At 65.1% G+C, this 19,019-nt stretch carries 18 protein-coding genes and 1 tRNA gene; 9 read left to right on the plus strand and 10 right to left on the minus strand.

Annotated elements, in window-relative coordinates; translation table 11 throughout:
- Positions 1 to 47 precede the first annotated feature (47 nt).
- Positions 48 to 767: an SDR family oxidoreductase gene (locus ATE59_RS04865; protein WP_058811863.1), complete on the minus strand. Its 720-nt coding sequence runs from the start codon at positions 765 to 767 to the stop codon at positions 48 to 50.
- Between the two features lie 66 nt (positions 768 to 833).
- On the opposite strand from ATE59_RS04865, the gene uvrC reads away from it, so the two are divergent.
- From uvrC to ATE59_RS04900, 7 genes are read left to right on the plus strand one after another with little or no spacing between them, the layout of a single operon-like run.
- Complete coding sequence (gene uvrC, locus ATE59_RS04870; RefSeq protein ID WP_058811865.1) at positions 834 to 2,768, plus strand: excinuclease ABC subunit UvrC; 1,935 nt, start codon at positions 834 to 836, stop codon at positions 2,766 to 2,768.
- A gap of 10 nt (positions 2,769 to 2,778) precedes the next feature.
- Positions 2,779 to 3,171, plus strand: coding sequence for a PaaI family thioesterase (locus ATE59_RS04875; RefSeq protein WP_082657300.1), 393 nt, complete (start codon positions 2,779 to 2,781; stop codon positions 3,169 to 3,171).
- Positions 3,159 to 3,896, plus strand: a complete 738-nt coding sequence (gene recO / locus ATE59_RS04880) for a DNA repair protein RecO (RefSeq protein ID WP_058811392.1) — start codon at positions 3,159 to 3,161, stop codon at positions 3,894 to 3,896. Before ATE59_RS04875 ends, recO begins: the two co-directional genes overlap by 13 nt.
- A 50-nt stretch (positions 3,897 to 3,946) precedes the next feature.
- Positions 3,947 to 4,993 (plus strand): 3-isopropylmalate dehydrogenase, encoded by a 1,047-nt coding sequence (leuB, locus tag ATE59_RS04885; protein WP_058811393.1) that lies wholly within the window; start codon positions 3,947 to 3,949, stop codon positions 4,991 to 4,993.
- Between the two features lie 6 nt (positions 4,994 to 4,999).
- A complete protein-coding gene (locus tag ATE59_RS04890) occupies positions 5,000 to 6,205 on the plus strand; it encodes a trans-sulfuration enzyme family protein (RefSeq protein ID WP_058811394.1) in 1,206 nt (401 codons plus the stop codon).
- Between the two features lie 17 nt (positions 6,206 to 6,222).
- Positions 6,223 to 6,624 carry a Co2+/Mg2+ efflux protein ApaG gene (apaG, locus tag ATE59_RS04895; protein ID WP_040590068.1) on the plus strand — a complete coding sequence of 134 codons (402 nt, stop codon included), beginning with the start codon at positions 6,223 to 6,225 and terminating at the stop codon, positions 6,622 to 6,624.
- Positions 6,621 to 7,412 carry a LysR family transcriptional regulator gene (locus ATE59_RS04900; protein WP_058811395.1) on the plus strand — a complete coding sequence of 264 codons (792 nt, stop codon included), beginning with the start codon at positions 6,621 to 6,623 and terminating at the stop codon, positions 7,410 to 7,412. Before apaG ends, ATE59_RS04900 begins: the two co-directional genes overlap by 4 nt.
- Here the strand turns inward: ATE59_RS04900 and ATE59_RS04905 are convergent.
- The 4 genes from ATE59_RS04905 to parE all read right to left on the minus strand — a co-directional run bounded on the left by ATE59_RS04905 (position 7,381) and on the right by parE (position 11,917).
- Positions 7,381 to 8,739: a serine hydrolase gene (locus tag ATE59_RS04905; protein WP_058811396.1), complete on the minus strand. Its 1,359-nt coding sequence runs from the start codon at positions 8,737 to 8,739 to the stop codon at positions 7,381 to 7,383. The two genes, ATE59_RS04900 and ATE59_RS04905, sit on opposite strands and share 32 nt — an antisense overlap.
- Position 8,740: 1 nt before the next feature.
- Positions 8,741 to 9,334: a hypothetical protein gene (locus tag ATE59_RS04910; RefSeq protein ID WP_058811397.1), complete on the minus strand. Its 594-nt coding sequence runs from the start codon at positions 9,332 to 9,334 to the stop codon at positions 8,741 to 8,743.
- Positions 9,331 to 9,855: an RNA polymerase sigma factor gene (locus tag ATE59_RS04915; protein WP_058811398.1), complete on the minus strand. Its 525-nt coding sequence runs from the start codon at positions 9,853 to 9,855 to the stop codon at positions 9,331 to 9,333. Before ATE59_RS04915 ends, ATE59_RS04910 begins: the two co-directional genes overlap by 4 nt.
- An 82-nt stretch (positions 9,856 to 9,937) precedes the next feature.
- Positions 9,938 to 11,917 carry a DNA topoisomerase IV subunit B gene (gene parE, locus ATE59_RS04920; RefSeq protein WP_058811399.1) on the minus strand — a complete coding sequence of 660 codons (1,980 nt, stop codon included), beginning with the start codon at positions 11,915 to 11,917 and terminating at the stop codon, positions 9,938 to 9,940.
- Between the two features lie 182 nt (positions 11,918 to 12,099).
- On the opposite strand from parE, the gene ATE59_RS04925 reads away from it, so the two are divergent.
- The gene (locus tag ATE59_RS04925; RefSeq protein ID WP_058811400.1) at positions 12,100 to 12,945 is read left to right on the plus strand and encodes an outer membrane protein; all 846 of its coding nucleotides are present in this window, start codon (positions 12,100 to 12,102) and stop codon (positions 12,943 to 12,945) included.
- A gap of 52 nt (positions 12,946 to 12,997) precedes the next feature.
- Here ATE59_RS04925 and ATE59_RS04930 read toward each other — a convergent pair whose 3' ends face one another.
- Together ATE59_RS04930 and ATE59_RS04935 are read right to left on the minus strand one after the other, a co-directional pair.
- Positions 12,998 to 13,396: a PaaI family thioesterase gene (locus tag ATE59_RS04930; protein WP_058811401.1), complete on the minus strand. Its 399-nt coding sequence runs from the start codon at positions 13,394 to 13,396 to the stop codon at positions 12,998 to 13,000.
- Positions 13,393 to 14,088 carry a GcrA family cell cycle regulator gene (locus ATE59_RS04935; protein WP_058811402.1) on the minus strand — a complete coding sequence of 232 codons (696 nt, stop codon included), beginning with the start codon at positions 14,086 to 14,088 and terminating at the stop codon, positions 13,393 to 13,395. The genes ATE59_RS04930 and ATE59_RS04935 overlap by 4 nt, the downstream gene beginning before the upstream one ends.
- 108 nt (positions 14,089 to 14,196) lie before the next feature.
- On the opposite strand from ATE59_RS04935, the gene ATE59_RS04940 reads away from it, so the two are divergent.
- The gene (locus ATE59_RS04940) at positions 14,197 to 15,081 is read left to right on the plus strand and encodes an ABC transporter permease (RefSeq protein ID WP_003044048.1); all 885 of its coding nucleotides are present in this window, start codon (positions 14,197 to 14,199) and stop codon (positions 15,079 to 15,081) included.
- Between the two features lie 33 nt (positions 15,082 to 15,114).
- Here ATE59_RS04940 and hspQ read toward each other — a convergent pair whose 3' ends face one another.
- From hspQ to ATE59_RS04955, 3 genes are all read right to left on the minus strand, one after another.
- Positions 15,115 to 15,498, minus strand: coding sequence for a heat shock protein HspQ (gene hspQ, locus ATE59_RS04945; protein ID WP_058811403.1), 384 nt, complete (start codon positions 15,496 to 15,498; stop codon positions 15,115 to 15,117).
- Positions 15,499 to 15,587: 89 nt separating this feature from the next.
- Positions 15,588 to 15,677: transfer RNA gene (locus tag ATE59_RS04950), tRNA-Ser, on the minus strand.
- Positions 15,678 to 15,768: 91 nt separating this feature from the next.
- Positions 15,769 to 19,005 (minus strand): amidohydrolase family protein, encoded by a 3,237-nt coding sequence (locus ATE59_RS04955; protein WP_058811404.1) that lies wholly within the window; start codon positions 19,003 to 19,005, stop codon positions 15,769 to 15,771.
- Positions 19,006 to 19,019 lie beyond the last annotated feature (14 nt).

The following is a 19,019-nucleotide window of genomic DNA, read 5'->3' on the forward strand; positions in this document are numbered from 1 at the left end:
ACGGCCTGCCACAGCCGTTCGGGCGCGCAAAGCCGAAATTGGCGGCCTCAATATTTGATCATGATCCGGCGGGCGAGGGCGGGCGAGACGCTGTTGACGAGTTGCAACAGCTTCACCGCCCCCGCATTCACCTCGCGCTTGCCGGTGCGGATGCCGCGCACGATTTCGGCGGCGCAATCGTGCGCGCTCATCTTCTTCCCGGCGCGACCCGCGGTCATATTGGTTTCCACCACCGGCGGCAGCGCCTCGATCACCGCCACATTGCTGTCGCGCAGCAGGTGGCGGATCGCCTGCGTATAGGCGCGCAGCCCGGCCTTGGTGGCGCAATAGATCGAACCGCCGGCGCGCGGTGCGATCGCGAGCCCCGAGGTCACATTGACGATCGCGGCGGCAGGCTGGGCGCGCAGGATCGGCAGCAGCCGCGTGCAGAGTGCGATCGGCGCGTCGAGGTTGGTACGGATGCACTGCGCCGCGCTGTCGAGAGTCGCCGGCTCGTCCAGCTCATAATCGCTGCCGACCCCGGCATTGTTGACCAGAAGCGCCAGCGGTCGCCCTGCGACCCCCGCGACGACGGCATCGATTCCCGCCGGCTCGGACAGATCGCCGGCGATCGTTTCAAAACCCAGCGCCCGCATCCCCGCCAGTTTTTCGGGTGAGCGGCCCGTCACGACCACCTCGGCGCCCGCCGCCTGCAATTGCAGCGCGATTTCGCGCCCGATTCCGTCGCTTCCGCCCGTCACCAGCGCCAGTTTGCCGTGTAATTCCATCGCCCCCTCCATGCTTTTACCTGCCACACTATGGCGGGCCGCGCGGCCATCGCCTACATGGAAATGATGGTCCGTCCCAACGCTCCCGAACGATTCAACGAAGAGAAGGCCACCTATGTCGTCCGCGGCGAGGGGGAGGGGGCTGACAAGCCCGATCTGGAGCGCGGTGCCCATGTCATTCGCGGCGTCGTGCGCAAGCTGCCGGTGCGCCCCGGTGTCTATCGGATGCTCGATGCGCGCGGCGACGTTCTGTACGTCGGCAAGGCCCGCGCGCTGAAGAATCGCGTTACCAACTACACCCAGGTCGCACGGCTGCCGCAGCGGTTGCAGCGCATGGTCGCGCAGACGCGCGCTATGGAGATCGTGACGACGACAAGCGAGGCCGAGGCGCTGTTGCTCGAGGCACAGCTCATCAAACGCTATCGTCCACCCTACAATGTCCTGCTGCGCGACGACAAAAGCTTCCCCTTCATCCTGCTCCGCATGGATCATGACTTCCCGCGGGTACAAAAGCATCGCGGCGCCCGCCGTGCCAAGGGACGCTATTATGGCCCGTTCGCCAGCGCGGGGTCGGTGAACCGCACCCTCAACGCGCTCCAGAAGACCTTTCTGCTGCGCAGTTGCACCGACAGCTTCTTCGCCAATCGGTCGCGTCCGTGCCTGCTCTATCAGATCCGCCGCTGTTCGGCGCCGTGCGTCGATCGTATCGACAAGGCCGATTATGCCGAACTCGTCGGCGATGCGCAGGATTTTCTGGAAGGCCGCTCGACCGCGGTGCAGAAGCGATTGGGCGACGCGATGACGCGCGCGGCCGAAGCCATGGATTTCGAGCTCGCCGCGGTGCTCCGCGACCGGTTGAAGGCGCTGACCTTCATCCAGGGTAGCCAGTCGGTGCATGCCGACGGGCTGGGCGATGCCGATGTCTTTGCGCTGGCCGCGAAAGGCGGGCAGCTCTGCATTGCCGGTTTCTTTATTCGCGGCGGGCAGAATTGGGGGCATCGCAGCTTCTTTCCCGCGCATGTCGCGGGGGTGCCCGAACCTGAGGTGATGGCGAGCTTCCTCATGCAATTTTACGAGGGCGTGCCGCCCCCCAAGCTGATCCTCGTCGATCGCGAGCCCGAGGACGCCCCGGTCCTTGCCGAAGCGCTCGGCGAAACGGCGGGCCGCAAGGTCGAGATCAGCGTCCCGCAGCGCGGCAATCGCAAGCGACTGCTCGAACAGGCGGTGCGTAACGCCGGCGAAGAACTCGACCGCCGCCTTGCCGAAAGCAGCAGTCAGGCGAAACTGGGGCGTGAACTTGCCGATCTGTTCGATCTCGACGAACCGCCGCAGCGGATCGAAATCTACGACAACAGCCATATTCAGGGCACCAATGCGCTCGGCGCGATGGTCGTCGCGGGGCCGGAGGGCTGGATCAAGGGCGCCTATCGCAAGTTCAACATCAAGCGCCCGGAAACGCAGCCGGGCGACGATTTTGCGATGATGCGCGAAGTGTTCCAGCGCCGCTTCGCGCGCGCCCTCGAGGAGGATCCCGAACGCAACAAGGGCGAATGGCCCGATCTGGTGCTGATCGACGGCGGCAAAGGGCAGGTGTCCGCAGCGGGCGCCGTGCTCGCGGAACTCGGTATCGACGATCTTCCTTATGTGGGCGTCGCCAAGGGACCGGATCGCAACGCCGGGCGCGAGACATTCTATTTGCCCGACGGCCGCGAATTTACGCTGCCCCCGAACAATGCCGTGCTTTTCTACATTCAGCGATTGCGCGACGAGGCACATCGCTTCGCCATTGGCGCGCATCGGCAGAAGCGCGCGAAGGCGATGGGCAGCTCGCCGCTTGACGAGGTTCCGGGCATCGGACCGGCGCGCAAGAAGGCGCTGTTGATGCATTTCGGCACGGCGCGGGCGATCCGCAGCGCCAGCCTCGACGATCTGAAAAAGGCGCCGGGCGTCAGCGCGGCGGTCGCGCAGGCCGTTTATGATTTCTACAATCCGGGAAGCTGAGGAGAAGAACGTGGATTTCGCAGGCGCCATGCCGCTCGCCGGAACGCTGGGCGTGACGATACAGGAAGGGACGAGAGAGCGCGTTACCGGGCGGTTGCCCGTGCGGCCCGACATCTGCACCGCGGGCAATATCGTCCACGGCGGCGCAATCATGGCGTTTGCCGACTGTCTGGGCGCGGTCGGGGCCTTCCTGACCTTGCCCGACGGTGCAAGCGGTACGACGACGATCGAAAGCAAGACCAATTTCCTTGGCGCCGGCCCGGTCGGGTCGGTGCTCGTCGGCGAAGCGGCGCCGGTCAAGATCGGCAAGCGCCTGTCGGTCTGGCAGACGCGTATCCGCACCGAAGCGGGCGAAGAGGTCGCGCTCGTCACCCAGACGCAGATGGTGCTTTGGCCGGCCTGACCGCCGATGCCATCGTCTGCGCGGTTCGGGCGCATGGCGAACATGGCGCGATCCTGCGCGCCCTCACCGAACGCGCCGGCCTTGTCGCCGGCTATGTACGCGGGGGGCGATCGCGGCGCCTGCGCCCGATACTTATGCCGGGAAACCTCGTCGCGCTCGACCTGCGGGCGCGGACCGAGGATCAGCTTGGCGGCGCAACGGTTGAAATGATCGCCAGCCGCGCGCCGCTGCTCGCCGAACCGCTGGCGGCCGCCGCGATCGACTGGGCGACCAGCCTGACCGCGGCGGCGCTTCCCGAAAGCCAGCCCTACCCGTCGCTCTACGCCGCGCTGTCGGCGCTTCTGGAGGCGATTGCGGTGGCGCCGGCGGCACGGCTATGGGCAGCGGCGCTCGCGCGCTATGAGTTGCTGTTGCTTGCCGAGCTCGGTTTCGGGCTCAGCCTCGACGAATGCGTGGCGACCGGCACTGCCGACGATCTGGCCTTTGTCAGCCCCAAGTCAGGCGGGGCGGTCGGCCGCGCTGCCGCGGCTGGATATGAAGCGCGGCTGATGCCCCTGCCGCCTTTCTTGCGCGGCCGCGATGCCGATCCGTCGATTGCCGACGTCATCGCCGGACTTGCCATCACCGGACATTTCCTCGACCGCGACATTCTCGATGGCCGAAACCGCGACTTGCTGGCGGTGAGGGAAAGATTGCTCGGCAGGCTGGGCAGGGCGGTTGCGTGAGGGCCCGCCGCTGTCTAAGCGGCTCGCGAAGATAGGAAAGGGCGACGCACGTGCAAATCCTGCTGCTGGCTGGCGACGGTATCGGACCGGAGATCATGGTCGAGGCCGAAAAGACCCTCGCCGCGCTGGCGCTGCCCATCACGATCGACCGCGCGCTTGTCGGCGGTGCGGCCTATGCCGCCAGCGGCCACCCGCTGCCGCCCGAGACGCTCGCAAAGGCCAAGGCGGCCGATGCGATCCTGTTCGGTGCGGTCGGCGATCCGCGCTTCGATGCTGTCGAGCGTCATTTGCGGCCCGAGCAGGCTATTCTCGGCCTCCGGTCGGAACTCGGCCTGTTCGCCAATCTTCGTCCGGCCAAGCTGTTCGCGGGACTGGAAGACAGCTCTGCGCTACGACCCGAAGTCGCCTCGGCGATTGACCTGCTGATCGTGCGCGAACTCAACGGCGACGTCTATTTCGGCGAAAAGGGCATGCGCACGACCGCGACCGGGGAGCGCGAAGGCTATGACATCATGGCATATAGCGAGAGCGAGGTGCGGCGTATCGCGCATGTCGCGTTCCGCGCCGCGCAAGGGCGCCGGAAGCGGCTGTGCTCGGTCGACAAGGCGAACGTCCTCGAAACATCGCAGCTGTGGCGGGACGTCGTGATCGAGGTCGCGGCCGACTATCCCGACGTCGAGCTCAGTCATATGTATGTCGACAATGCCGCGATGCAGTTGGTGCGCAATCCGGGGCAGTTCGACGTGATCGTCACGGGCAATCTGTTCGGCGACATTTTGTCCGATCAGGCATCGATGTGCGTCGGCTCGATCGGTCTTCTCGCATCGGCCTCGCTGAGCGAAGGCCGCCAGGGGCTGTACGAGCCCATTCACGGCAGCGCCCCCGATATTGCGGGTAAAGGGATAGCCAATCCGCTCGCGATGATCCTGTCGCTTGCGATGCTGCTTCGCCATTCGGGCGGCGACGAAGCGAGCGCGGCGCGCATCGAGAGTGCGGTAGCGAAAATCCTTGCCGACGGATGCCGCGGCGCCGATTTGGGCGGATCGATGGGCACCGCAGCGCTGGGCGATGCGGTTGTCGCGGCTTTGAACGGATAAAGCGAGATGAAAAAGACGACGGGATTCGATCGCAGCAAGACGAGGAACTGGCGTCCGGCGACGCAGGCGGTGCGCGGCGGGACGTGGCGCAGCGAACATGGCGAAACGTCCGAGGCCCTGTTCCTGACCTCCGGCTATACCTATGACAGCGCCGAGGAAGTCGCGGCCCGCTTTGCCGGCGAGGCGCAGGGCATGACCTATTCGCGCCTGCAAAATCCCACCGTTGCGATGCTCGAAGAACGCATCGCGTTGATGGAAGGTGCCGAGGCGTGCCGGACGCAAGCCACCGGCATGGCGGCGATGACGACGGCGCTCCTGTGTCAATTGTCCGCTGGCGACCATGTTGTTGCTGCGAAAGCGGCCTTCGGGTCGTGCCGCTGGCTCGTCGATACGTTGCTGCCGCGCTTCGCGATCGAGACGAGCGTCGTCGATGGCCGTGACCTTGACGCGTGGAAGGCAGCGATCAAGCCGAACACCAAGCTTTTCTTTTTCGAAACCCCCGCCAATCCGACGATGGATATCGTCGACCTGCAGGCGGTGTGCGATCTCGCCAAGGCGCATGGCATCACGACCGTCGTCGACAATGCCTTCGCGACCGCCGCGCTTCAGCGCCCGCTGGAATTCGGCGCCGACGTCGTAGCCTATTCAGCGACCAAGCTGATGGAGGGGCAGGGCCGCGTCCTCGCTGGAGCGGTGTGCGGAACGGAAAAATTCATCAACGAGGTGCTGCTGCCGTTCCAGCGCAATACCGGGCCGAACCTGTCGCCGTTCAACGCATGGGTTGTTCTGAAGGGGCTGGAAACGCTCGACCTGCGTGCCCGCCGCCAGTCGGAGAATGCGCTGGCGGTCGGCAAGGCGATCGAGGGGCGCGTGCGGCGTATCCTGCATCCCGGCCTGGCCAGCCACCCCCAGCATAATCTGGCGATGCGCCAGATGGATGGCTGCGGGCCGATCTTCTCCTTCTTCCTCGAGGATCGGGCGCAGGCGATGGCGTTTCTGAACGCGCTCGAACTCGTCGATATTTCGAACAATATCGGCGATGCGCGCAGCCTGTGCTGCCATCCTGCGTCCACCACCCATTATGGCGTCAGCGCCGAGGCGCGCGCCGACATGGGCATCGAAGAGGGGATGCTGCGCATCAATATCGGGCTGGAGGATCCGCGCGATCTGATCGCCGATCTGGACCAGGCATTGACCAAGGTCGGGCTTTGAGCGACGCTGGCGGCGCGATGATCGACTCCCTCTTCCCCTTCGCCGCGACAACCGGGCCGATCACGGTGCGCGTGTCGGTCAGCTATCTGCCCGAACAGTCGCATCCGGCGCTGGGGCGCTGGTTCTGGGCCTATCATGTCCGCATCGAAAATCACGGTGAGGCTGCGGTGCAGCTGCTGACGCGGCATTGGCGGATCACCGACGGCCGCGAGCAGGTGAGCGAGGTCGAGGGCGAAGGCGTCGTCGGCGAACAGCCGCTCATCGCGCCCGGCGGGTCGTTCGACTATGTTTCGGGATGCCCGCTGCCGACGCCAGAAGGCGGGATGGTCGGCACCTATGTGATGGAAATGACCGACGGGTCGCAGATGCTGGCGGCAATTCCGGCCTTTCCGCTCGTGGCCCCCGCGACCGCGTCATGAAGCGCACCCATCTGCCCCTCAACGCGCTGCGCGTCTTCGACGCTGCTGCCCGCCATCTCAGCTTTACGCGCGCCGCCGACGAGCTGGCGGTGACGCCGGCGGCGGTCGGCCAACAGATCCGCGCGCTGGAGGACATGCTAGGCGTCGTCCTGTTCCGCCGCACCCCCAAGGGACTCGAGTTGACCGGCGAAGCGCATGCCGGGCTCGACGCGCTGCGGCAGGGCTTTTTGCAGTTCGAGGAATCGGTCCGCGCAATGCAGGCGGGGCAGTCGTCGCAATCGCTGACCATCGCCGCGCCGCGCGACCTGACCGCCAAATGGCTGGCGCCGCGTCTCGCCCGGTACAGCCAGCAGGCGCCCGACGTGCGGTTCACGCTTGTGTCAGCCGATAGCGGCATCGATTTCACCGAGGCCAATCTCGATCTCGCGATTTTCTGGACCGACGGGGCAGGCGACCATGAAGGCGTTGCGCTGTCGGCGGCATCGATGGTCACCGTGGCGGGGCCTGGCGGCGGCAGCGACACGCGGATCGCGTGGCCGGGATGCCCTGTCGCCGAGGGCGAGCCCGCGTTGCGGCTGGGCGATGCCGGGCTTGCGATCGACGCCGCCGCCAACGGTCTGGGGCAAGCCTGCGTCCCGGCCATGCTCGCCGAGGCCGATATTGCCGCCGGGCGGGTGCGCCAAGTGGGTGAGGCGATGGATACGAAACGCGGCTATTGGCTCGTCGCGCCGACCCCGCAATGGCGGCAGGCGAAGGTCAAGGCGCTGGTGGCGGCGCTGACGGCGTAACGCCATCCTTGGCCGCGAGCGCGAGCAGCCGGGTGACGAGACCGGAGAACTTGTTGCCGTCGAGGTCCAAGGCCGCATTGTTCCAGCTTGCCGTGACGACGAACCATTTGCCGTCGGCCTTGCGCTGGCCGAGCAGGCTCATCGACACCACGCCAAGCTCCGACCCGCCCTTGTAGCCAAGATAGGACCAGTCCGCCGCCGCTGCGGGGCCGACGCCATTGTTGATCGCCAGCGCCGCCATCGTCGGCGCCGAAGCGCGTGCCCGCAGATCCGCAAAGGCCCGCGCCACATCCATCGGTGAGGCGAACCATTCGAGGCTGTCGATAAAGCGCGGTTTTCCCGCGAAGCTGACGCCGTCAACATTGGCGAGGGTGAAGCGATCGGCATTGTCGTCGACGATCTTGCGCTGCTCCGCTTCGCTGCCTGAGAGAAAGGCTGAACGGAGATCGGCGAAATTGTTGCCCTTGAGCGCGAAGGCCTCGACCGTCGTCAAAAAGGGCGTGTTGCGTGCGGGCGCGCTATTGCCCGCCGCCCGCATCCGCGCTTCGATCGTCTCGCGGCCGAGCAGATGGATCAGCGTGTCGGCGGCGCCATTATCGCTGACCGAGATCATCCAGTTCGCCAGCGTTTGTAGCGTAACCGGCGTATTCAGCGGCCAGTTGGCGGTCGCCGCCGATGAGAAGCTGGGGTGGGCAAGCGGGACGACATCGTTCCAATGCCGCTTCCCCGCCGCGACCTGCGCAGCAAGCTCATCGAGAACATAGAGTTTGAATATCGATCCGACGGCAAAGGGCCGATCGGCGCCAGAACCCGCAATCTGACGAATGTTGTCGCCGTCAACTTCGGCGACAAGAAACCCGGTATCGCCCGGTAAAGCAGCGATTTCCGCTGCAATTGCGGCGACGCTATCGTTGGCAGCCACAAATCCGGTTACTCGAAGTCCCAGCACCAGCGCTTCGGGGGCCGGGCCGACATCCAGGCGGATCGTCGCGCTCCCGCGTTCGAAACGGAGCAGTATCGTGCCCGATTGACCGTCGTCCGATGTCGCTCGCTCGACCGCGACCGGCTTGCCATATTGGCCGACCAGATTTTCTCTGATCTCCCCAAACCGCGCTTCCGGGATCGCCGCGCGGAAGGAAGGCGCAAAATAGTCTGCATAGGGTACTCGCCCTTCGAACAGGGCGACGAGCTGACCGGCGCGGCGGTCGAAGGCGCTCTGTTCGGCGCGTGCGGTTGTGCCCGGCTGAGCGTGGACGGTCCCGACAGGCAGCGCGGCCAAGGGGACGGCGAGCAGGGCAGCTGCAGCAAGGCGGTGCAGGCGGTTCATATCATTCTCCTTGTTCGGGGGCAGGGGCAGGCGGATCGCGATCGATCCGCGCTATCTGGCGCCGCAGCATCGCGGCGCCGCGCCGGTTGAGGAGCCAGATGGCCCCGAAAAGCAGCAACGGCCCGCCGATCAGCACCGTGCTACCAACCATGCCATAACGGTCATCCAGCGCCTGTGCGGTCATGAACAGCAGCAGACCGGGCAGCAAAGGTGCAAGATACCAGCGCCCGACGCGCGACAGCATATGCTCTTCACGAACGAGGCGCGCGCGGTAATAGGACCGGATGTCCGTGGCTTCGGCCGCCGGATCGGGACGCGAGGTTCGGCGGGTTAGCTGCCAGCTGACGAACAGTGTCCCGGCAATCACGAGCAGACTGCCCAGCTTGAACAGCAGGCCGGGAAGGACCACGGCATAGACGGCAAAACCCGCAATCACGATGGCGGCGGCCATATATTCGCGGCGATTTCGCCGGGCGACGATGTCGCCGAGCCGCGACGCGCGGCGCCTGACTTCCTCGACCGGCATCGGTTCGAACGCGGCCGTATCGCTTTGCCATAGGCCGTGCAGGGTCATGTCGTCGGAAAAATCGGTCATGTTGCATCTCCCAGGCCGGCGAAACGGCGCGTGAGCATGGATTTGAAGCGATGGACCTTGGTCGCGACGGTCTCGGACGACACGCCCGTGACGTCGGCGATTTCGGCCGCTGGCATCCCTTCGAGATAAAGGAGCAATATCTGCCGGTCGGGCGGTCCGAGCCGGTCGATGATAGCCAGCATCAAGGCGAGCGCCTGATGGGTCTCGGCGCGCTCGGCGGGCGAGGGGGCTTCATCGGCAAGCGCCAGATCCTCGATATCGACCCACGGCCGCCGACGCTTGCGGGCTTGGGCGGCGACGTGCGAGGCGGCGCGATTATGCACCACGCGCCAGACCCAGGTGCTCATCGCGCAGCGGGCATCGAAGCGGGCGAAGCTCTGCCAAAGCGCGACCTGCAACTCCTGGAGAAGGTCGCGTTGCAGTTCGGGATCGGCTTCATAGCCGCGCGCCATGCGGGCGATAGCGCCGCCGAAGCGGTCGATCGCCTCTTCGAACAGCCTGTCTTGCGCCTTTCCGGTCACCCCGATCTCCCAAAAGCCCGTGCCAATATCCGGTTAGTCGCCGGCGGCGCGTGTTTCTGACAGGGGAGGCGAAAAATTCGCTTCAGGCGTCGATCGCCGCCTCGTCCAGTGTTGCGGCATTGGCCTGAATGAACTGGAATCGATGCTCGGGATGCTTGCCCATCAGCCGGTCGACCAGATCCTTGACGATCTGCCGCTCCTCATATTCCTGCGGCAGCGTGACCTTGAGCAACGACCGCGTCGCCGGATCCATCGTCGTTTCCTTAAGCTGGTTGGGATTCATCTCGCCCAGCCCCTTGAAGCGTCCGACCTCCACGCGCTTGCCCTTGAACAGGGTCGCTTCGAGTTCGGCACGATGGGCGTCGTCGCGCGCATAGGCCGACGTTGCCCCCGCGGTGATGCGGTAAAGCGGGGGCTGCGCCAGATAGACATGGCCGGTGCGGACGATGTCGGGCATTTCCTGGAAGAAAAAGGTCATCAGCAGCGTCGCGATATGCGCGCCGTCGACGTCGGCATCGGTCATGATGATGATCTTGTCGTAGCGCAGGCGGTCGGCATCGCAATCCTTGCGCATCCCGCAGCCGAGCGCGAGCGCAAGATCGGCGATTTCCTGATTGGCGCGGATCTTGTCCGCGCTGGCGCTGGCGACATTCAATATCTTGCCGCGAATGGGCAGGATCGCCTGCGTCTTGCGATCGCGCGCCTGTTTGGCACTGCCGCCGGCGCTGTCGCCCTCAACGATAAATAATTCCGTGCCTTCCGGGCCGTTGTTCGAACAATCTGTCAGCTTGCCGGGCAGGCGCAGCTTGCGCGCGCTGGTCGCCGTCTTGCGCTTGACCTCGCGTTCCGCCTTGCGCTTGAGCCGCTCGTCCATCCGTTCGAGGATCAGCCCGAGGAGGGCGCGGCCACGATCCATATTGTCCGAGAGGAAATGGTCGAAATGGTCGCGCACGGCATTTTCGGTGAGGCGCGCGGCCTCCGGGCTCGACAGCCGATCCTTGGTCTGGCTCTGGAACTGGGGGTCGCGGATGAAGACCGACAGCATCATCTCGCCGCCGTTGAAGACATCTTCCGCGGTTATCTGCGCCGCCTTTTTCTGCCCGATCAACTCGCCAAAAGCGCGCAGCCCCTTGGTAAGCGCGGCGCGCAGCCCGGCTTCGTGCGTGCCGCCTGCGGGGGTGGGAATGGTGTTGCAATACCAGCTATAGCTGCCGTCCGACCACAGCGGCCAGGCGATTGCCCATTCGGCGCGTCCCTGTTCGTCGGGGAACTCCTGCCGCCCGACGAAAGGTTCGGCGGTGGCGCACTCGCGTGTGCCGATCTGTTCCTTCAGATGGTCGGCGAGTCCGCCCGGAAACTGGAACACCGCCTCTGCGGGCGTGTCGTCGCCAATCAGTTCGGGCGCGCATTTCCAGCGGATTTCGACCCCGGCGAAAAGATAGGCCTTCGACCGCGCCATGCGATAGAGCCGCTGCGGCTTGAACCGGCCATGTTCGCCGAAGATCGCGGGATCGGGCACGAAGGTCACGCTGGTACCGCGGCGGTTCGGCGTGGGCCCCAGTTCCTCGAGCGCGCCCAAGGGCAGGCCTTGCGAAAAAGACTGTCGATACAATTGTTTGGAGCGTGCAACTTCGATGATGGTTTCGATCGATAGCGCGTTGACGACGCTGACCCCGACGCCGTGCAGGCCGCCCGACGTCGCATAGGCCTTGCCCTCGAACTTCCCGCCCGAATGGAGCATGGTCAATATGACTTCCAGCGCCGATTTCCCCGGAAACTTCGGGTGCGGATCGACCGGCATACCGCGGCCGTTGTCGACTACGGTCAGCCGGTTGCCGACGTCGAGCGTGATCTCGATCCGCGTCGCGTGGCCCGCGACGGCTTCGTCCATACTGTTGTCGATGACTTCCGCTGCAAGATGATGCAACGCACGCTCGTCGGTGCCGCCAATGTACATGCCGGGACGGCGACGGACGGGTTCGAGCCCTTCCAGCACCTCGATCTGGGAGGCGTTGTAGCTTTCGGTAGCGGGGGCGGAGCTGTCGAACAAATCGTGACTCATGGCCTTGCTATAGGGGGCGGGGAAGGGCGCTGGCAAGCGCGGTTTTCGGGCGATCCAGGGGCCGGCACAGACCGATTTTACGCGGCTCGGCTCATCCCGTTTTCGGCACAGGCAGGAACTTCGCCGAACGGCGGCGGGTTGATCGGGTGACTGCAAAGTCACTCAAAAAGTGGAGAAAATATATGAAACTCGCCTCTCTCCTCGTCGCTTCGGCGGCCACGATGCTGGCTGTCCCGGCCATGGCTCAGGACAGCGGATCCACCGCGCGCGACAGGTCGCAGGATTTCAACGGCCCCTATGTCTCGGTCGGCGGCGGCGCGACGCTGCAGGGCAGCGATCGCGGCGAAGCGCTCGTCTTCGATACCGATCGCGACGGCACCTACGGCGATCAGGTCACGACTTCGACCGGCGCCGACGCTTTCTCGCCCGGCTTCTGCAACGGCGCCGCGACAGGTACCGCGAACGTCGGCTGCCGCAACGACAAGGACGGCCCCGAATTCTTCGGCCGCGTCGGTCTCGACAAGCGTATGGGCAATTTCGTCGTCGGCGCGCTGATCGAGGGTGGTCACAGCGTGGCGCGTGACAGCGTCAGCGGCTTCTCGACGACCCCCGCGAGCTACACGATGAGCCGCGAAGCCGATTGGCAGGCCAGCGCGCGCCTGCGCGCCGGCTATACGCCCGGTGGCGGCGCCCTCTTCTATGTCACCGGCGGCCCCGCCTATGCGCGGCTCGACAACCGCTTTACGACGACCAACACCGCCAACAGCTTTGCCGACAATGGTAATACCAACGCCTGGGGCTATGCCGCCGGCGGCGGGGCCGAGGTGATGGTCACGAACAACATCGCGGTCGGGCTCGAATATCTCTACACCGACGTCAAGGACGATGATTATGTGGTGAACGTCGGCGCGGGCAGCGCCCCCGCAACCAACCCGTTCCTCCTCAACGGCGGCGGCACCAATATCCAGCGCAGCGATCCGCATTTCCGGACGCACAGCGTTCGCGGAACATTGAGCTTCCGCTTCTAATAGGCTGTAAGGAAAGGCGTCGGAGCGATCCGGCGCCTTTTCGTATGTCAGTCTATCGGCCGAGCGGGGCGTCGAAGATTGCGAAATTGCCGTTGGCACTCGCGACGAGCCGGTCGTCCTGATAGAGACGCGCATCGATATTGGCGATGCGTTTGCCCTGATGCAGCACGCTCGCATCGCAGATCAGCCGACCCTCGCGTACGCCGACATGATAGTTGAACTTGATTTCGAGCGTCGCGCACCATTTGCTGTCGGGCATCTGGCTGGTCAGCGCGCCGCCCATTGCCGTATCGGCGAGCGAATAGGCGACGCCGCCATGCGCAACGCCCTGCGGATTGAAGTGCCGCGCGCGGTCGATGTCGATCGCCATCCGGCATCGACCATCGCCGCGTTCGACCATTTCGAACCCCATGAAGCGCGCGAATTCGAAATCCTGTCCGAACCGCCTCACCGGACGCGCGGCCCCCCGAAGGGCGGCGGCGGCGGCGGGCGGCGCGTCCCGCGCGGCAGTTGTGCCTGATAAGCGCGTCCGCAATGTTCGACGCAATAGGGGAAGCCGGGGTTCACCGCCTCACCGCAGAAATGGAAATCAGGCTCGCCCGGATGGCCCATCGGCCAGCGGCAGATACGATCGTTGAGATCGAGCAGGCTGGTCTTGTCGGCGATCTCGGGGCTCGGCTTCGCGGGCACCAGGCGGCGCGGAGGTGCCGGCGGAATCGGAGCCTGCTGGTCGCCGGGTCCCTGACGAATGAAGCCTCCCGGGCCGATCGAGACGATGCGCGGCGCATCGGGCTTGGATGGCGCGTCGGCTTCCGGGGCCGAGGCATCGGAGGCAACCGGCTTTGGTTCGGCCTTGGGCGGTGCGGCTGCCGGACGCGGAGCCGCCGGTGCGGCAGCACGGGGTGCAGCAGGCGCGGCCGTCGGCTTGGGTGCAGCGGGCGCCGCCGCCTTGGGCGCGGGCGCCTTTACCGGCTTGTCGGTGGCTTTGACCGGCGACGGGCGCGATTTCAGCCCCAGACGGTGCGCCTTGCCGATGACGGCATTGCGGCTGACCCCGCCGAGCTCGTCGGCGATCTGGCTGGCGGTCAGGCCCTTTTCCCACATGTTGCGCAACTGTTCGATGCGCTCATCAGTCCATGACATCTTTATTCCTCATCATTCCACGCCGCGGGCGGATCGCATTCCCGAAAGGACGCGCGCAGTCACAGCCCAGCTTGCGGTAAGATCGGGGAGGCGATAGGCGAGAACGCCATGAACGACCAGCCCCAAATTTCGCGCCCGGAGTCGGGCACAGGCTCAGGCGATTTCCGTGCCGCGCCGCATTTCGCGGAACCCGGTGTCCCGCATATCCGGACGCTCAATGTTCCGGGGATGCAGGCGCTATATGTCAAGGAGGTGCGGCGCTTTTTCAAGGTGCAGCTCCAAACTATCTGGGCTCCGGCGGTCACGACGCTACTTTTCCTCGTCATTTTTACCGTCGCGCTGGGCGGTGCGGGTCGCCGCGTCATCGGCGTTCCCTTTGCCGATTTCATTGCCCCCGGCCTGATCATGATGGCGATGCTGCAGAACAGCTTCGCCAACTCGAGCTTCTCGCTCCTCGTCGGGAAGATTCAGGGCACAATCGTCGATTATCTGATGCCGCCACTCGCCGTGGGCGAGCTGATTATCGCGCTTGTCGGCGCCGCGGTGACGCGCGCGATCCTCGTCGGTATCGCGCTCTGGGCCGCCATGCTGTTCTGGCCCGGCGTCCACGTCGCCCCGCAGCATCCATGGGCGGTCGCGCTGTTCGGCGTCCTCGGGGCGATGATGCTGGGCTTCCTCGGGCTGCTGACCTCGGTGTGGGCCGAAAAATTCGATCATGCCGCCGCGGTCACCAACTTCGTCGTCACGCCCCTCGCGCTGCTGTCCGGGACGTTCTACTCGGTCGACAAGCTCGCCCCCTGGTTCCAGTCGGTCGCGCACGGCAACCCCGTCTATTATGCGATCATGGGGTTCCGGTACGGCTTCATCGGCACGGTCGATTCGACGATTGCCAATCCGGTCGCGACCGCAGCGCTGTTCCTGATCGGCGTAAATGCGCTGCTGGGCGTCATCACCTATCGTCTTCTGGCGTCAGGCTGGAAGCTCAAGGCCTGAGGATTCCGCACCGACCGGTGAGGGCCGGTCAGGTCAGTGGCGGTGGATCGAGCGGACGCGGTAGCGGCCGTGGTCTAGCCCGTCGAACATCGCCTCGACCTGCGGGTGGTCAACCGGCCCTTCGTCGCCGTCGGCCACCAGATTTTGCTGGCTGACATAGGCGATATAGGCGCTGTCCTCGCTTTCGGCGAGTAGGTGGTAATAGGGCTGTTCCTTGGCCGGGCGGATCGCCTCGGGGATCGCCTGATACCATTCCTCACTGTTCGCGAAGACCGGATCGACGTCGAACACGACGCCGCGAAAATCGAACATCCGGTGCCGCACGATATCGCCCGGCGCAAAGCGCGCGCGTTCGATCAGCGGCGCGGAAATTGCGGCGGAGGGCGTATCGGGCAGGGAAGTATTCTTAATCGTCATGTCGTTAACTTATGACGATCCGCAGGGGATTCAAGTCCATTCCCCAGTCCGGCGACGGGCCGCGCCACGGGTCGAAACATGGGGAAAAATGGAGGAGAGTGAGGGATTCGAACCCTCGGTACCGTTGCCGGCACTTCGCATTTCGAGTGCGACGCTTTCGACCACTCAGCCAACTCTCCTCGCTGAGGCGGTTGCCCCTAGCGGCGGTCAGCATATGTTGCAACCCCTTCGTCACAAAATTGCGTCCCGCCGCCATTTTTCACCGGTGCATCAGGGTCGGTCGGCCTCCCACCAATAGGGATCGCGCTTGCGATTGCCGGTTTCGGCTTCGTTGAGCGTCATCGGGTCGTAGAGCCGTCCGCCGAGCATCACGCGGTGGATCCGTTCGGTGTTGCGGATATTTTCGGTCGGATCGGCATCGAGAATCAGCAGGTCGGCGAGCTTGCCGGCCTCGAGCGAGCCGACGTCCTTTGCATAGCCGAGCGCCGTGGCCGGCATGATCGTTGCGGCGCGCAATGCATCGATATTGCTCCAACCGCCGCGCACGAAGGACCATATCTCCCAATGCGCGCCGACGCCGGCCTGCTGGCCGTGCGCGCCGATCGACACGTTGCGACCGACCGCGGCGATCTTGCCCGCTTCGCGCGCGGAATCATCGTCGACATAATCGCTTTCGGGCGCAATCACGCGGCGCTTGTTGTCCGCTGCCAGGATCGCAGGCGGGATGTGGCGCGCGAGGATCGGCTGTTCCCACACATTGGTATGCGCGCGCCAATAGGGATCGCCGGCAGGACCGCCGTATGTCACCACCAGCGTCGGGGTATAGTCGGTATTCGTCTGGCCCCACAGCTGCACCAGATCCTTGTAGAAGGTGTGCAGCGGAATATTGTGCTCGACGGTCGTGTTGCCGTCCTGGATAAGCGTCAGGTCCATCGTGTAGAGTGAACCGCCCTCGGGCACGACCGCCATATTTTCGGCCTGCGCGGCCTTGACCACCATCTGTCGCTGTTCACGGCGGGGCTGGTTATAGTTTTTGACGCTATGCGCGCCCTGGGCCTTCAGGCGGCGGACATGCGCCAGAGCGTCTTCATAGCCGTCGATTTCGGCATAGATGCCTGCGGCCTTGGCGCCGTAGATGATCTCGCCGGTCGAAAAGATGCGCGGCGCGAGGATCAGGCCGGCGCGCTGCATTTCCGACGATACGAAGATTTCGGACGCGCGCGACGACGGGTTGTGACTGGTCGTCGTTCCCATCGCGAGGTTGACCATCTCCGACCAATTCTGCTGCGGCACCAGTTCGTCATCGCCGTGCGGGCCGTGGGCATGGGCATCGACAAAGCCCGGAACGATCGTCTTGCCCGTCGCATCGACCGTCACCGCGCCCGCGGGAACGGTCACGGCGCCGGCAGGACCTACGGAAACGATGCGGTCGCCGTCGATGACGATCGCGCCATTGTCGATGATGCCGCCGTCCTTGGCCGCCATCGTCACGATTTTGGCGCCGGTGATTACCACGATGCCTTTGTGCTTCGCCGCAGCCTGCGTCATCGAAAGCGAAACGCCCTCGGTAGGCGGCGTGAATTTCACCGCCCGGTCATCGCCCGGAGCATCGGCGAACATTGCGCCCAGGTCGGCGCTGAACAAGGTTGCGCCGCGCGTCCAGTGGAGACGCCGGCCGCCGTCCGACCAATGCATATAGTCGGCGCCGCTGCCGCTGATCCGCGTGACGGGCAGGGCGCCGCTCTTGGTCGAAAGCGATACGTCCTGACCGCCGGGCATCAGCGGGGTGACATAGGCGTCGTAATTCTCGCGGAAGGCGAGGGTGCGGCCGTCGGGCGAAATTTCATAGTCGCTGACCAGGTCGCCGCTGGCATGAACGCGCTTGTCCTGGCCGTTGAGATCGGTGCTGACCAGCTGGTTCTTGCCGTCGCCCGACGCGACCATGAAGATGCGGTCGCTATCGGCGCCGAACTGCGGCTTGGCGCCATTGTCGGTGATCCGGACGGGGGCGCCCCCGGTCGCTGCGACGCGGTAGATGCCGGGGTCGTCGCCCCAGCGCTGTGACGTCAAGCCGCCGCCCGAACGACGCTCGAATGCGATCAGCTTGCCGTCGGGAGAAAAGCGCGGTTCGGCATAGTGGCCAGGTACGCTCGTCACCTTGCGCGACGCGCCGCCGCCTGCAGCGATGGTATGGATTTCGCCAAGACCGGCGTCGGTCCAGCGCACGAAGACGATCTGCTTGCCGTCGGACGACCAACTCGGCCAGAGTTCGAACGCGGCGCTTTTGTCCGCGGTCAACCGGCGCGCGGTGCCGCCCGTCGCGGGCTTGACCCAAAGCTTGCCGAGCGTTTCGAACACCACCTGCTTGCCGTCGGGCGATACTTCGGCCCAGCGCGGCATCTGGGTCTGGAAGCTGTCGGGTGCGACCTCGACCACGGGATGCGTCGCATCGATGATCACGCGGTCATCGTCGATCTGGAAGGGAATGATCCGCGCCTCGCCGCCTCCGGCGGCCACGCGGCGCAGCTTTCCGCCGGCCCAGAACAGGATTTCTCCGCTATCGGGCGTCCACGCCATATTCGGGTAGACGCCGGTGACCGCCCAGGTTTCCTGCACATCCTGATCGAGCGCGTCATAGACCTTCTTCTCGGCGCCCGAGGTCAGATCCTTGACGTAGAGTTTCGACTGCGCCCCCTCGCGGCGGACGAAGGCGAGCTTCTTGCCGTCGGGCGAGGGGGTGGGGCGCACCGCGCCGCCATCGCCCGATGCGGCGGTGTCGACCTCTCCCGTGTCGAGATTATAGCGTTCGATATGGAACAGGTCGGTGTTGCTGTCCTGTGCATATTCGAAAATCGGCCCGGGCGTGACGTTGCGCGTGTAATAGACATGCTTGCCGTCGGGCGCGAAAATCGGTTCGCCCAGCTCTTTCTGATGCCGCTCGTTCGGGCGCTTGACCAGCGGAACGCCTGCCCCGCCCGACACATGATAGAGCCAGACTTCGCCGGTACCGAGCGAGCGCCCGGTGGTGAAATGCTTCTTGGCGACGATGAACTCACCGTCGGGACTCCAGCTCGGCTGGTTGAGCAGGCGGAAATCTTCCTTCGACAGCTGGCGCTTGTCGCTGCCGTCACGGTTCATGATCCAGATATTGTCGCCGCCGCCGCGGTCGGAGACGAAGGCGATGCGCTTGCCATCGGGCGAGAAGCGCGCCTGATGCTCATAAGCGAGCCCTTCGGCGATACGGGTGGGCGTGCCGCCCGCGATGGGCATGGTGTAGATATCGCCGAGGAGGTCGAAGGCGATCGTCTTGCCGTCCGGCGCGACATCAACGTTCATCCAGCTGCCTTCGTCGACCGCGATCGGTACCTTGTGCGTTACCATTCCGGGCGGCGCGTTGACGTCCCATTTTTCGGGTTTTGCGTCGGCCGCAGGCGCGGCTGCCTGTTGAGCGAAAACCGATGTCGAACAGGCCAGAGTCGCGGCCAGGGCGAGTGCGATGCGCGCCATGAAATTATCCCCTG

The organism is Sphingopyxis sp. A083, assembly GCF_001468495.1.
In the GTDB taxonomy this organism is placed as follows: Bacteria; Pseudomonadota; Alphaproteobacteria; order Sphingomonadales; family Sphingomonadaceae; genus Sphingopyxis; species Sphingopyxis terrae.

Coding starts and splice junctions, on each gene's coding strand:
- ATE59_RS04865 (WP_058811863.1), bottom strand. CDS start 767: ATGGAATTACACGGCAAACTGGCGCTGGTGACGGGCGGAAGCGACGGA.
- uvrC (WP_058811865.1), top strand. CDS start 834: ATGGTCCGTCCCAACGCTCCCGAACGATTCAACGAAGAGAAGGCCACC.
- ATE59_RS04890 (WP_058811394.1), top strand. CDS start 5,000: ATGAAAAAGACGACGGGATTCGATCGCAGCAAGACGAGGAACTGGCGT.
- apaG (WP_040590068.1), top strand. CDS start 6,223: ATGATCGACTCCCTCTTCCCCTTCGCCGCGACAACCGGGCCGATCACG.
- ATE59_RS04900 (WP_058811395.1), top strand. CDS start 6,621: ATGAAGCGCACCCATCTGCCCCTCAACGCGCTGCGCGTCTTCGACGCT.
- ATE59_RS04905 (WP_058811396.1), bottom strand. CDS start 8,739: ATGAACCGCCTGCACCGCCTTGCTGCAGCTGCCCTGCTCGCCGTCCCC.
- ATE59_RS04910 (WP_058811397.1), bottom strand. CDS start 9,334: ATGACCGATTTTTCCGACGACATGACCCTGCACGGCCTATGGCAAAGC.
- parE (WP_058811399.1), bottom strand. CDS start 11,917: ATGAGTCACGATTTGTTCGACAGCTCCGCCCCCGCTACCGAAAGCTAC.
- ATE59_RS04925 (WP_058811400.1), top strand. CDS start 12,100: ATGAAACTCGCCTCTCTCCTCGTCGCTTCGGCGGCCACGATGCTGGCT.
- ATE59_RS04935 (WP_058811402.1), bottom strand. CDS start 14,088: ATGTCATGGACTGATGAGCGCATCGAACAGTTGCGCAACATGTGGGAA.
- ATE59_RS04940 (WP_003044048.1), top strand. CDS start 14,197: ATGAACGACCAGCCCCAAATTTCGCGCCCGGAGTCGGGCACAGGCTCA.
- hspQ (WP_058811403.1), bottom strand. CDS start 15,498: ATGACGATTAAGAATACTTCCCTGCCCGATACGCCCTCCGCCGCAATT.
- ATE59_RS04955 (WP_058811404.1), bottom strand. CDS start 19,005: ATGGCGCGCATCGCACTCGCCCTGGCCGCGACTCTGGCCTGTTCGACA.